Annotated in this window: 9 protein-coding genes; all 9 read right to left on the bottom strand. The window is 35.9% G+C overall.

Going from position 1 to position 13457, the window contains the following annotated elements; translation table 11 throughout:
* Nucleotides 1-12 precede the first annotated feature (12 nt).
* Complete coding sequence (gene tssH / locus JGE69_RS03035) at nt 13-2694, bottom strand: type VI secretion system ATPase TssH (protein ID WP_199112231.1); 2682 nt, start codon at nt 2692-2694, stop codon at nt 13-15.
* Between the two features lie 148 nt (nt 2695-2842).
* A complete protein-coding gene (locus JGE69_RS03030; RefSeq protein ID WP_004793184.1) occupies nt 2843-3106 on the bottom strand; it encodes a PAAR domain-containing protein in 264 nt (87 codons plus the stop codon).
* A 16-nt stretch (nt 3107-3122) separates the two neighbouring features.
* Nucleotides 3123-3890, bottom strand: coding sequence for an OmpA family protein (locus JGE69_RS03025; RefSeq protein WP_032003320.1), 768 nt, complete (start codon nt 3888-3890; stop codon nt 3123-3125).
* Nucleotides 3891-3892: 2 nt separating this feature from the next.
* Complete coding sequence (gene tagF / locus JGE69_RS03020; RefSeq protein ID WP_014206363.1) at nt 3893-4852, bottom strand: type VI secretion system-associated protein TagF; 960 nt, start codon at nt 4850-4852, stop codon at nt 3893-3895.
* Nucleotides 4853-4889: 37 nt separating this feature from the next.
* Complete coding sequence (gene tssM, locus JGE69_RS03015; protein WP_199112229.1) at nt 4890-8711, bottom strand: type VI secretion system membrane subunit TssM; 3822 nt, start codon at nt 8709-8711, stop codon at nt 4890-4892.
* A gap of 30 nt (nt 8712-8741) precedes the next feature.
* Nucleotides 8742-10151 carry a hypothetical protein gene (locus JGE69_RS03010; RefSeq protein WP_199112228.1) on the bottom strand — a complete coding sequence of 470 codons (1410 nt, stop codon included), beginning with the start codon at nt 10149-10151 and terminating at the stop codon, nt 8742-8744.
* On the bottom strand, nt 10148-11146 hold the full coding sequence (tssG, locus tag JGE69_RS03005) for a type VI secretion system baseplate subunit TssG (protein WP_045126446.1): 999 nt from the start codon (nt 11144-11146) through the stop codon (nt 10148-10150). Before tssG ends, JGE69_RS03010 begins: the two co-directional genes overlap by 4 nt.
* Entirely contained in the window at nt 11110-12921 is a 1812-nt protein-coding gene (tssF, locus tag JGE69_RS03000) for a type VI secretion system baseplate subunit TssF (protein ID WP_199112227.1), read from the bottom strand. Before tssF ends, tssG begins: the two co-directional genes overlap by 37 nt.
* Before the next feature lie 16 nt (nt 12922-12937).
* Entirely contained in the window at nt 12938-13414 is a 477-nt protein-coding gene (tssE, locus tag JGE69_RS02995; RefSeq protein ID WP_002048404.1) for a type VI secretion system baseplate subunit TssE, read from the bottom strand.
* Nucleotides 13415-13457 lie beyond the last annotated feature (43 nt).

Below are 13457 nucleotides of genomic sequence, written 5' to 3'. Positions count from 1 at the left end.
CTCTATTCAATTTTAAACTTCTGACTTCAATTTTTTACTAGTCCTTTTTTTAGCAGCTTTTACAACTGGGTCTAGTACATATTGAATTTCGTCATCTTTAGCATCAATCATGATAATTTTTGGTAGTTTTTGCTCTGCTAACGCCACCAAAATTTCTGTAGCCAATGCAGGTAACACTGTAGAATTTAAAATATTATCAACGTTACGCGCACCACTATCGACTTCTGTACAACGGCTTAAGAGGAGCTCTACCAAATCATCAGAATACTGGACTTGTGTTCCGTATTGTTTCTCAATTCTTGCTGTGATTTTGCCTAACTTATGCTTAATGATTCGTACAAGTAGATCATCATGCAGTGGGAAATAAGGTACAACTCTCATTCGGCCTAAAAATGCAGGCTTAAATTGTTTATATAAACTTGGTTTTAAGTGCTCAATCAACTCTTCAGCTGTAGGCCACTCTTCTACAGGTCTATTTAAGCAAGCCTGCATAATGGCACTTGAACCAGCATTTGAAGTTAACAAAATAGTCGTGTTTTTAAAGTCAATTACTCGTCCTTCACCATCTTCTAAAGTACCTTTATCGAATACTTGATAGAACAGTTCCTGAACATCGCTATGAGCTTTTTCAATTTCATCAAGCAACACAACACTGTACGGGTTACGGCGTACAGCTTCTGTTAAAACCCCACCTTGGCCATATCCGACATATCCTGGAGGCGCACCTTTCAATGAAGATACCGTATGCGCTTCTTGATATTCAGACATATTAATAGTGATTAAATGCTGCTCACCACCATATAACTCATTTGCCAAAGTTAATGCAGTTTCAGTTTTACCTACACCACTCGGTCCCACTAAAAGAAATACACCTTGTGGCTTATTAGGATCTTCAAGTTTTGCTTTTGAAGTTTTAATGCCTTGAACTAATTGTGTGAGTGCATAATCTTGCCCCATTACACGCTCGCCCAATTTATCTTCAAGCGTTAATATCTGTTTAATTTCATCATTAACCATTTTTCCAACAGGAATACCTGTCCAATCAGAAATAATTTCATTAATAATTTGAGAGTTTACTCTTTCAAATACTAAGGGTTGCTGACCTTGAATATCAGCAAGATCTTTACGCAGTAGATTAATCTGATCGAAAGCTTCAGACTCATTAGCATGATTCTGTGCTTCTAACTCTTGAATTTTATGGACAAGTTCTAATTCTTTTTGCCACTGCTCTTCGGTTTCTTGGATCTCTTTTTGCAAAGATTCTAAATTAGCTTTTAAAGTTTCCAATCGCTCATGATGAATTGGAATTTGACGATGCTCATTTTCTAAAATTTGCTGCTCAAGCTTTAAGTTATGCTCTTGGGCCTTTAACTGATCAAGCTTTACAGGTTGAGCATTTTGAGTCAAAGCAACACGTGCTGCAGCCGTATCAAGCACACTAATTGCTTTATCCGGAAGTTGGCGACCACTAATATATCGATGTGAAGAATGAACCGCAGTAACAATCGCCTCATCATCAATTTGTAATTTAAAATGCTGCTGCATGACTGGAATCATCGCTCGCAACATATCTACTGCAACTTCTTCAGTTGGCTCTTCTACTTTTACTACCTGAAAACGTCGGCTCAATGCCGCATCTTTTTCAAAATACTGTTTGTATTCTGCCCAAGTAGTCGCAGCAATCGTGCGTAATTCACCACGTGCAAGTGCTGGTTTTAAAAGATTTGCAGCATCATTTTGCCCTGCTTGTCCACCTGCACCAATTAAAGTATGCGCTTCATCAATAAATAAAATAATAGGATGAGTAGAAGCTTGAACTTCTTGAATAACCTGTTTTAAACGATTTTCAAATTCGCCTTTAACACTTGCACCTGCCTGTAAAAGCCCCATATCTAACACATGCAAATGAACATTTTTAAGTGCGTTTGGTACTAAACCTTGAGCAATTTTTAAAGCCAAACCTTCCACTACAGCTGTTTTACCAACACCAGGCTCTCCGGTTAAGATCGGATTGTTTTGGCGTCTACGCATTAAAATATCGAGCATTAAGCGAATTTCATATTCACGGCCAATAACTGGATCTATACCACCTTTTTTCGCTTTTTCAGTGAGATTAATCGTATATTGGTCAAGTGCAGGTGTTTTAGCTACTTTGGTATTTGCTACAGTTGTGTCTGTAGGTTCAGCTTGATCAGAAGATGTTTTTGTTTCATCTTGTTGTTCAACACTCTTCTCACAAATTTCAAGAAACTTGTGTTTCATTGAATCAATCGGTAAAAGGTCAAATAAACTCGAAGCTCTTGTTGCAATTTGATATAAATCAGGCGCAGTTAATAAAGCAACTAATAAATGACCACTACGAATAACTGGATTTTGTTCAGCGGAAGCTAATAACCAAGCTTGTTCAAACAAACGAACAATAGATTTAGCAAAAATAGGAGTTCGAGTATTACCCTTTGGTAATTGAGAAATTGTTTCTTTTAAATCATCAGCTAAAGCTTCAGATGAAATTTTATATTTCTTTAATAAAATTTTTAAATCATTCTCTAAAGATTGATTAAGTAATTCTAAAAATAGATGCTCAATTTCAATTTCGTAATTTTGTTGAATAACACAAGCATTAGCCGATTTTTCTAAAGCAGTTCGTGCAACTGTAGAAAGTTTTGTAATTAAAATTTTTAAATTACTCATCATTACTCTCAATATTTTTAAATAATTTAATGCTTAAAATCATAATGCCTGTATATTAACAAAATTCAGCTTTATCAGACAAACTACTCATCATTTCAAGCGTTAATATGTTTTAGTAGATATTTATATCTATATAAAAATATCTCTATCCTTATCCTTGATTAACTAAACTCTGTTTTGGTAATAATTTACAGCCACATGATAATGAATCATTTACACGTGCTGCGGATTTTCCCATGACAAGCATATTTGGATCTCCCGATACAATCGTAGAAACCGTTTTGTGTAACGGACAAGTTGCCTTATCTCCTACACAAGCAATTGCAATTCCATCAATTAAAAATGTACTGTTTCCTGAAATGACTTGCCCTCCACCAGTTGTTGGGCATCCAATCGTAATGTAAGGGCTAGCCATGTTCTTCTCCTTATATTTATAGAACAGTAAACTCAATCCGACGGTTTTTCTTTCTTCCTTCTGGAGAAGTGTTATCTGCAACTGGCTTAGATGAACCTAAACCTTCTGTAGATAAATGGTCGGCAGGAATACTCTTACTAATCAAATAGTTTTTAACTGCCAATGCTCGGTCTTGACTAAGTTTTAAGTTTTTAGTCGCATCACCAGAACTATCTGTATGTCCTACGATTTTGACTTTCTTACCACCTACTTTGTTTAAAGCAATAGCCATCTCGTCAAGAATTTTTTGGCCTGCATCAGTTAAAACTGCGCTACCAGATTCAAACTCAATAATGCGATTTTTAAGGGCATCATCAATAATTTTCTGCTCAGCCTGATTGACTGATAATTGTGAATATAGTTGATACGGCGGTTGCACTAGTCCTTGAAAAGATTGAATTGTAGGCTGGATATCTGCTGGGTTCAGCATTTTCCCACTCAACTCAAAACGTGTGCCGTTTACGCTTAATTTACCTTGTGAAACCTTTTTAAGATCAGGCGTAATCACTCGAGTTACTGAATCACTCCACCCATTTGGAGCAGCTACGGGTCTCACTTGTATTTTATCTACAACCTGATCAGCACCATAAACAGACTGCATTTTTAATAAAATGGCCTGTTTACTTGCCTCGTTAGGAACCACACCTTCTACAACAATCGGCTGAGCTAAAGCATAGTTAGCGATTGCATAGATAAAACAGCCTTTTATGAGCTGTGAAAGTTTAGTTTGATATCGTTGATTCATTATTATTCACCCAAAAAAGTCTGTCTAAATAGTTTTAAACCTTGATTTAAACTTAGTTGGCGTTGGCATAATGATTGTTCTAGCGTAGCTAAACCAGCATTCTGCTCCAAATAAGTATCAATCCATTGTGCTTCTATTAGAGAAACCCAGTGTTTACTATCCATATTCTGAGTAAAAATATCGCTAAGGGCTAAAATATCAGCTCCTTGAAAACCGAAGAATAATACGGGTTGCTCTCGATGTAGCAAACCTATCAGCACCTCAGTATTATGTTCTTTTAAAAAACGGCAAATAATACTGACCCAAAATGCTGCTATTTCATAACTGTAAGCAGGATTGTTAATAGGTAAAATTAAAACTTTATTTAACCGACTCGTTCCATTTTGTAAAATTGGCTGCAGTAATAATCCTAGACCAATCATACTTTGAGCTAATTCATAAATACTTAACTTCATTAATTGAGCAAATGAGTGCATCGTATGATTTTCATAGAAACCTACACATTCACGTTCAGTTAAAACCTGAATTTGATTTTGTAAGTGCCCTAATTTTCCAAGTAACAGATCTGAATCTTTAATTCCTTTTAAAGCACGATTGTTTTGAAATAAATCAACGAGTACATGTTTATAGCTATATGGTGCATACAACAAATTATCATACGGTAAATCAATTTCTAACAAATGGCTCAGTACCATTGGAAAAGATCGCCCTGAACTATCTTCACTTGCGAGTAGATTTGCCGCTAAAAACATATTTTCTTTTGGATTCGCAATAAAGAAATCCAGTGAAGGTAACGTGTTATAAGCTTCTTTAAAACTGCCTGATTGCATTGCATATTCCAATGCTTCAGTAATCCACTGATCAAGCAACTGTATTAGAGCATTCTGACCTTTTGTTTTTAAAAAGTCGCCTCGTGCAGGACTTTTGCCGTAATACAAAGGAGTTGTTTTTAATGTTTGCATTATTGCTCCTCCTTTCGCATAGAGGTTATTTTCCATGTCATGGTTTAACTCCCGCAGAAGGCTGAGCAAGTGCTGAAACAGGATTTTCAGTTCTTGCTGGAGTAGCTTGAGCTGGCGCTTGCTGAGCGGACACCACACGAGCTGCTTTGTCGGCAGTGACTTTATCAACCAGTTGCATACCTGCATAACCACGGCTTGAACCAATACTGCCTGAATTACTGCTAATTAGACGGAAATTCATTTTTACAAATAATGATGGATCAGTTTTACTACGCCAAAGCATTTCAAATCCGCCATTTTGTTCCTTACGTTGAGCACTATCAATTAAACGGTTAATACCGTACTCACCTGGCTCATCAAAAATTGTATGTGTTTGGCCTTGTAAATCTACAGCGGTAATACGAGCACCTGGAATACTGCCTTGGTTTGGCCAAATGAAGTTAACCCACTGCTGAACACCGTTTTCATAAGTCATACGCTGACCATCAATATCAACGGTATATGAAAGTAATTGTGGGTTTGGAATTGGGTAGAACTGGAAGTTCGATTGGTTGGTTGCTGGAGCAGCTTGCGCTTGAGCATTCAACTCACCAGTTGCCATACCATTGGCTGGTGCAACATATCTTTGGAAATTCATAACGAATTGAGGATTTAAACTAATGCCTAAATCTTTCCAAGTTTTAGACGTTAACGTATAGCCACGACGAATCACAAATGGATCAAGACTTTCTTTTACAAAGCGAGAAATACTACCGTTCTCACCCAAGATTTGACCAATTTCACTACTTGTTGCTTGTAAAGAAGCTGATGAGTTAAATGGATATTTCTTAGCAAGATTTGCTGTAAATGGTTGATAGGCTTGCATTACCCATAATTTATTAATTTCGTCTTGTGTCGGTGTAATTAAACTCTCAAAAGCCTGTGTCAGTGGGCTAACTACTAATTTTTGCAGTAAACGCTGATCAATTTCATTGAAACCAACCGCCATTTTTTCATCTACAATTTTTTGAGTTTGGTTAAATACAGACGTTTGCTCATTAAGGGTTTGCTTGACTAATGTCATCGCATTAGGTCCAATTTCACCCGCATTTTTAAGCTCATTAAACTTACTACGAACGAGTGCTAAATTTGTCATATATTCATCAAGCAATGACTTACCTTGTTGATCATCACGTTTGCGAACCAACTGGTAGAACATTTGATATTCTTGAGAAATAGCACCTTGGGCATTGTTTGCCACTTGATTAGCAACTTGCTTGTCATCATGATTTAAAACTTTACGTTTAAACCATGCAACAAATCCTTTTTGTGGAGCTGCAAGCTCAGCTTGAACAACCGGATTATCCCAGTTTGTTTCGACTGCAACTCTTTCAATTAATGTTCTAATTGGAGAGTTTTGCGGCTCACCTAAAACATCAATATTTTTTACTTGCTGAGCAAATTGGCCAGCTTTAGCATAATGAATACCACTTAAGAATTTTCTCCATTCAGCAATGTATTCTTGCTTATAAAGCGCTGTTAGCTGCTTTCTAATTTGCTCTGGACTACCCGAGAAAGTTAAATCATCAGATTGTCGACTATTTAACACCCAGTCTTTACTGTCTGTTGGCTTATCTGCAGCTTCCTCAATTGCTTTTTCTACATAGTCATTCCAAGCTTTTTGGGTAAATACGCCAGGTAATGCATAACTACCCAATACAATATTTTTATTTGCCTCACCCACAATCTGACTTACAGTCAGCGCTGGGAAACGTACCGCAGCACGCATTTTTATTTCGTTATAAACACGATCACGCGCTGGCATCCCACGAACAACAGAGAGCAATACTTGACGAGTTTGATCAACAATTTGCGAATCTGCTTCTAAAACTGGGAATTGTTTATCATTTGCTAAGGTCATTGCATACGACAAGATCTGTTCAGCTTCTTGAATCATATCTGCACGCGGCATTTGACCTTTATTTGCATCTAACCAAGAGCGCCAGAAACGCGTAACCTGATCGCTTAGATGACTAGCATCCATATATTGCGGATTACTCATCATTAAATAAGCTTTTAATGCATTATAAGCGTCTTGAGGATTGGTATCTGAAGGTTCCAAATATTGTTGAGATTGAGCAGTTTGCTTGATCTCAACATTCGTGTGGTTCGCTTTTAATGTTGCTTCATTATTTTTTACACGTTGCAAATATTGAGCAATATTTTGCTGTGTTGGTGTTAATACAATTTGCTTAACACCTTTTAAATATTCAGCTTTTAACTTTTCACGAAGCTCATTGCCCTGATATAAACCAAAACTAAACTTAAGTGGTCTATTTTCATCAAACTCATCTAACTGCTGTAAACGTCTTTGAAGAATCAATAAAGCTTCTAATTGAGTAGATAGTTGCTGACCAGAGGCTCTTTCTAATTGAACGACTTTATTTAAATCTGCTTGAACTTCACCAATTAATTGCTGGTTATTACGATAAGACCAAACCCATACACCCAAAATAATTGAAACACCCGCTAAAGCACCAATAAATGCAATGTAACGTTGACGTTTTCTGCCCGTATTTACATGCTGCTTAACGAGATCTTTATCTTTTAAAATAACATCTGAGAATAGACCATTTAAGAAATAGCCATGGTTAGGAGTAATTTTTGAATGGTCTTTTAAATCATTTTGAGCAATTTGTGTAAGTTGGAATTCTTGTGCAATTTGTTCAGTCATTGGACTTTCAATTACACCTTCCTGCAAAGCACTGGTGAAGTAAAACCCACGGAAAACAGGTTGAAATTGATATGGGTTATCTTCAAAAAGTGTACCAATAAAGCTTTTTAAAGCTGGTTTTAGTGTTTTAAATTCTAATGGGAAAGTCATTACGCTTGGTGAGATATTTTGCGAATGACGGCGACTTAAATGAGTCGAACTTACCCCTTTTAGACCATCGTAAAGAATGGTGTAATGTTTTTCGAACAAATCTACTGCGTTATGAGAAGAATTTTGCTCATATGGAAGCGTTGCCCCCCAAGCTTGGTTATATTCTTGAGCTTCATAAAATTCAAAAAACTCGGTAAAACCTGCAATCAAATCCATCTTTGAAAAGACTAAATAAACAGGTACTACCACTTCTAAACGTTCAGTTAGATCTTGAATACGAGCACGTAAATTTTTAGCAAGCTTTAATGAGTTTTCAGGACTTTGACTAATTAACTCAGCAATACTAACAATTAGAATCAAACCATTAACTGGTGCTTTAGAACGGTTCTTTTTTAAAATATTTAAGAAACCTAACCACTCGGAATGATCTTCGCTATAAACAGAATAACGACCCGCTGTATCGAGCAAAATACCTTCTGTAGAGAAGAACCAGTCACAATTTCGAGTACCACTTAAGCCAGCTGATACCATTTTCTGATGCGTTTCTTCAAAAGGAAACTTTAAACCAGAGTTATAAATAGCTGAACTTTTACCTGCCGCTGGGTTCCCAATAACCATATACCAAGGAAGCTCATATAATGCAGCATTGCCTTTTTTATCACCCAACTTAGATTTACGAATCAGTTGAATTGATTCTTTCATTTGTTGACTAACTAGCTGAAGCTCTTCTTTATCTTTATTTTTGCCATATTCAGCTTGGTTATCTTTTTCGATCGCCTCAGCTAACTCTTCACCTTGAGCAGCATGCTTTCTTCGTTGAACAAGCCAATAGATACCATAAACAATAAGACCCAAAGCATAGGCAGTTGCTAAAGCCCAGAATATATGACGAGGAATTGAAGTATATGAAGACATCAATGCCACGAACAATGACAAGGCGATAATTGCTTTAGGATTCGTGATGTACTGCCACAAGTAGCCTAAAATTGTATGCATTCTATTCTCGTTCTAAGTCCAAAGTTTAAATTAGTTATTCAACACCATCGCATCATCTTCTGAGTTTTCAGTGATACTCTGCACAAACGTATGTGCTGACACCGTATTTTCTCCAAAGACAAAAGGAATGATATGTTCAGGGAAATGCATGCTCAGCATAAAGCCATAAATATCAGCTAAATGTTGGGTATGCCCTAATGACGATTTCACATAAATATAGTGATGCGGTTCTACAGGCGTTTGAAGAAAGTGTTGCTGCAATTTCTTCGAAACTTTTATATCGGTCTGATCTGACAAAATCAGTACATAAGGCTCATCACCTTGATGCTGAGGTAAATCATTAAATTCAAAATTATTAAAAAGCTTCGCTGTATCTTGTTGACCCACTACCACTTTCAGTGCTTTAGTCGGTTCTAATTCTTGAATTTTAACTAAAGGATCTGCGAGCAAACAGCTTGCTGCAAATTCAGCAGGAATATAATCTTTAATCATCCAAGATTTTTCATCAATTAGATCTTGATCAATTTCCGAATCGGCCACGACCAAAAAGAACATCTCATGCTCTCTTTTATGAATACCCTTTAATAAATGCATTAACTCTTGGTAAGCCAGTTGCTCTCCAAAAAAATGATATTCAATATGGATTTTTTGAGCAGAAATACCAATTTCAGTAAAAAACTCTAAAATTAATTCATTACTGTGGTCATCATTCCAGATATGTAACAAATCCTCCGAAAGAAGGATGTGAAGATTTAAGCGATTTAAGCGATAAACTTCTACGATCGGCATTTCAACATCGTCATATTCAGAGTCGGGATCTACCCATGCTGGATGCATATGATATTCACGGGCTTGTTGCGACTCATAAAATAATGTTGAACGCTTTAAATGCTCAGCTAGAAGATATAAATTTTCTATATTTTGTTCGAGTTGCTGTCTTATTAATGACATCATACGAACTTGTCGTGGAGAAGCATATTCGCTCTCCTCACGATTCTCTTCATCCAAATCTTTAATACGGTAAGATAAAAGAGGCAATCCGTAAGAATTTAACAGTTGATCATCCAGCTCTGGGCTTTTAAAGTTTTGTAGCTGCTCAATAATGCTTTCATTCTCACCTAATGCATGTAAAGCAAAAGCAGAGTAAATATTAAAGTCTAGCTGTTCTAATGGTTGATCAGCTACTGTGTTTTGTTTTTGACTAGCATCATCTTTATCTTGATTTATAGCTTGCTCTTTTTTGTCTTTATACGTTGTATAAGCGCTATAAATTAACCACGGTGATAAAATCACCAATGTAATTATTGCTGGTAAAACTAAGAAATAAAGGAAAAAATCTCCTTTATCAGGATTATATTGAACATCACGCCAGTAGAAAATAATAATTCCACTAACTATTGAAAAAATAGCGATGAACGAGAGTAATATTTTTTTAATCATATTGTCTCCCCAATAAGGCTATAACAGGTTTCATGACTATGTACTTTTGGTTGTCGCGACATAAGAAAAGAACCCTGCCCTAATCCACTCTGATTCTTATGAGTGAGACAAATAGGTTGTATTTCTGATTCATCCAAGATAAGCCGTAAATCTATTGATAAAGTTGGACTACACCACGTTTCTACAAGCTTTTTTAGCTTTAGGCTTAACTCTTGATTTGGTAAGAAACCGAGATATTGCTGACGTTTTAATGGTCCAATTTGAATTTCAATTTTTCCATCAATTTGCTGAATGGTTTCCCCACAAAAAGTATTAACACCAAGTAGGCTCGGCTGACTTCCACCTAAAGTTGTTAACTGATCACTCGCTAACTTAAAGGATTCTTGTACAAATTCTTTAATCGTAATTTCATGTTTAAAAATACACGACAGCATCGTTTTTAATGCATGAACTGTATTATTTTGTCCCTGCATTAATCCAGAAAATTCTGCAAAATATTCATCAAGATCGGCTTGTTGATGCTGCGAACGCACATAACCATTCAAAGCATGCAAAATATCTAAATAGTCATTTTTATGTTCTATCTCATATCTAATCGGTAGATTATAAGTAATACTAGAATCTACATATTGAGCAGTAAGCTTATGATTAAATAAGCTTAGAAACTCTTTAGTCTCAGCTCGTTGCTGACGTGGAGCTTGCTTAATCTTATTCGTATACGTATAAGGTAAAGCACCTTGTATACCAGTAAGACCAACAATTAAATTCGTGATATAAATCCGCTCGTCCGTTAATTCTAAATTTTCAATCTCTGTAGCAGGAAAATTTAAATTAAAAGATGTCTCAAACTTAAAATGATCACTCCAAGATGAACTAACTGTACGACTTGAATCGTGCCTTAATAGCCGTGTTGCTTGGATAAACTCAAAAGACTTTGGCTTTGTAAAGAGCTCAGCTGTTACAGAAGAGTCTTGCCACCAACGTTCTGACTGCATTGGTATAACTCCTGCTGAGATGAATAATCCTTAACAACCAAATCAACAAAACTATTAATTTGAACCTTTAAATTAAAAACACGACTTAATAACTGACTAAAAATGTATAGGCTATGACCTCTAAATACGGATGAATCAATTTGTAACTCTGCCTTTATTCCTCTTACAAACATTGGAAATGGCTTTCCATCTACAAGTTTGTGAGTAAGTGAAAATTCCAGATGTTTGATTGATTCAATAATTAGATAATTTTCTTTTGATAAAGGTAAGTTATATAAAGCAAGTAATTCTTTAATATGAGATACCGCATCACCTTTCATTAAAGCTAAACTATTTAATGAAAGGTGTGAAATAACACGCCACTGCTCACTCTGGCTTTGACCAAATTGATAAGGTTTCGTAGGTCTTTTTAAAACTATAGCGCGGCGAGCCAGACTACTATCATTAAGGTTTAATATATTATTAGATTGCCCTAATGCTTCATGCGGTAAGTCACGATTTGAGCATAATAGTTTTGTGCTAATAAAATCCGAACGTGTTGACGAAGGATTTAAATTTTTAGAAATAATTGAATACCCCATTTCGACAAAATTGGGCTGTAGCTTTTGATAGTTCACAGAATAGAAAAAACGTGCGGTGTCAGCATGATAGTGACTCATGGCAAAAAAAGGTAGCACTGGAACATAGCTTTCTTCTTGACTCGTTTTTTCACGAACCATATTCATGTCAAGTATTGAATACACCTGATAAAACTCAGGATGATGAGCATCTGTAATCAGCGGATATTCTAATTGCTTATGTACAATTTTTTGTGGTTCAGCGTATTTTTCAAATAAATTAATAACTGGTGTAGTAAACAATTTAAAATTAGCGACATTTAATTCAGAATAATTTCGCACTACAGCTTGATCATTTAAATTTAATTTAAAATGTATAAGCAGTTCAAAATTACTATCTTCTAGAGATAAGCGCTTTAAAAAACCTAAATCGAGTTTTAGATAATTAAATTTTTCAGGAAAACAAAAATACTCCATCAGCAAACGATAAGCATGATGGGTATGCTGATCAAGCGGCAATAGACTTTCTTGCTCAGAAAAACCTGTTAACTCAAATGGATTTTTATCCAGTTCAACAATTTTCTGTCCTATTTTAATGGCAAAAGTTGTTCCCTTCTTAAAAATACTGTCTAGTACTTGAAGTGGAAAATTAGAAATTGCATCTAAATAAATAGGTAGTTTTTCATTTATTAAACATACATGAGCATGATTAAAAATTTCAAACTTAAAAGTTAAAGTCGCATTTTGGCTTAAATGCATGTGTGCACTAGGTGTGCTTTTAAACTCTAGCGCTTGTAAATTTATAGGGAGTAATTTGACTTCTTGCGTAGTATTAAACTCACACTGAACCCCTTTAAAGCTACGTGACTTCAAAACTGTGTGAGCAGGAACAATATGCGCTTCTGTGAGCTGTTTTATTTTATTTATATCTTCAAAACTTATTACTGAACAAGCTGGAAAGTGACGTAAGTATTGAGGGAACATCACCTCAAATAAAGAACGGGTAAATACGTCATAACTATCAGCAAGCTTCTTATCAATACGAGCAGAAATTAATGAAAATGCTTGTATAAGACGTTCGATATGCGGGTCATCAATCTGCTCTTGATTTAAAGATAAACGCTGAGCAATTTTCGGATATTTTTGAGCAAATTCACGAGATTGCTGACCAAATTCCTGTAGTTGTTTTTCGTAAAAAGGTAAAAGCTCTTCTATCACAACACACCCACTATGCCTAGGTTCTCGCTGAAATTACATATTGCTGCGTTGTCGGTTTTAACAAAGCATCAAAAACGACAGGTTCATACAGTGGATGAATATTTAGATACGCCTGAATGCTTAAACACAATGCCCCCATATTGTGCCCATCCAACAACATCTCTACCCGTATTTGTCTTAACCGAGGTTCATGAGCTGCAATTGACTGTTCAATAGATTGGCAAATCTTGTCACGATCTAGCGGATTGGCTGTAGAAAGCCCCACAAAATCAATAATACCGAACTGAAGTATAGATTTTTTAACTAGCGGGTAATCATCAACTACATGATCCAATTTAGCGACTCGACTGTTAAGTAAGTCTTCTAAATCTTTTGCTACCGATTCTCTTAATTGCTGAATAGAAAGACCTTTTGCATAATCTTCACTTTCAGGAATTAAGCGGTCAAACAAAGTTGAACGAAATCCATATGGATAAAGCCGATCTAAATTCATTCGAGTTCACAACAAGCATGCTTAAAGACAGCAGAGGCTAACT

It is taken from the genome of Acinetobacter sp. C13 (genome assembly GCF_016809775.1).
GTDB classification, from domain to species: Bacteria; Pseudomonadota; Gammaproteobacteria; order Pseudomonadales; family Moraxellaceae; genus Acinetobacter; species Acinetobacter pittii.
The sequence above is the reverse complement of the archived record's forward strand: the minus strand, read 5'-3'. Positions and strand labels throughout refer to the sequence as shown.

Coding starts and splice junctions, on each gene's coding strand:
- tssH (WP_199112231.1), bottom strand. CDS start 2,694: ATGATGAGTAATTTAAAAATTTTAATTACAAAACTTTCTACAGTTGCA.
- JGE69_RS03030 (WP_004793184.1), bottom strand. CDS start 3,106: ATGGCTAGCCCTTACATTACGATTGGATGCCCAACAACTGGTGGAGGG.
- JGE69_RS03025 (WP_032003320.1), bottom strand. CDS start 3,890: ATGAATCAACGATATCAAACTAAACTTTCACAGCTCATAAAAGGCTGT.
- tagF (WP_014206363.1), bottom strand. CDS start 4,852: ATGCAAACATTAAAAACAACTCCTTTGTATTACGGCAAAAGTCCTGCA.
- tssM (WP_199112229.1), bottom strand. CDS start 8,711: ATGCATACAATTTTAGGCTACTTGTGGCAGTACATCACGAATCCTAAA.
- JGE69_RS03010 (WP_199112228.1), bottom strand. CDS start 10,151: ATGATTAAAAAAATATTACTCTCGTTCATCGCTATTTTTTCAATAGTT.
- tssG (WP_045126446.1), bottom strand. CDS start 11,146: ATGCAGTCAGAACGTTGGTGGCAAGACTCTTCTGTAACAGCTGAGCTC.
- tssE (WP_002048404.1), bottom strand. CDS start 13,414: ATGAATTTAGATCGGCTTTATCCATATGGATTTCGTTCAACTTTGTTT.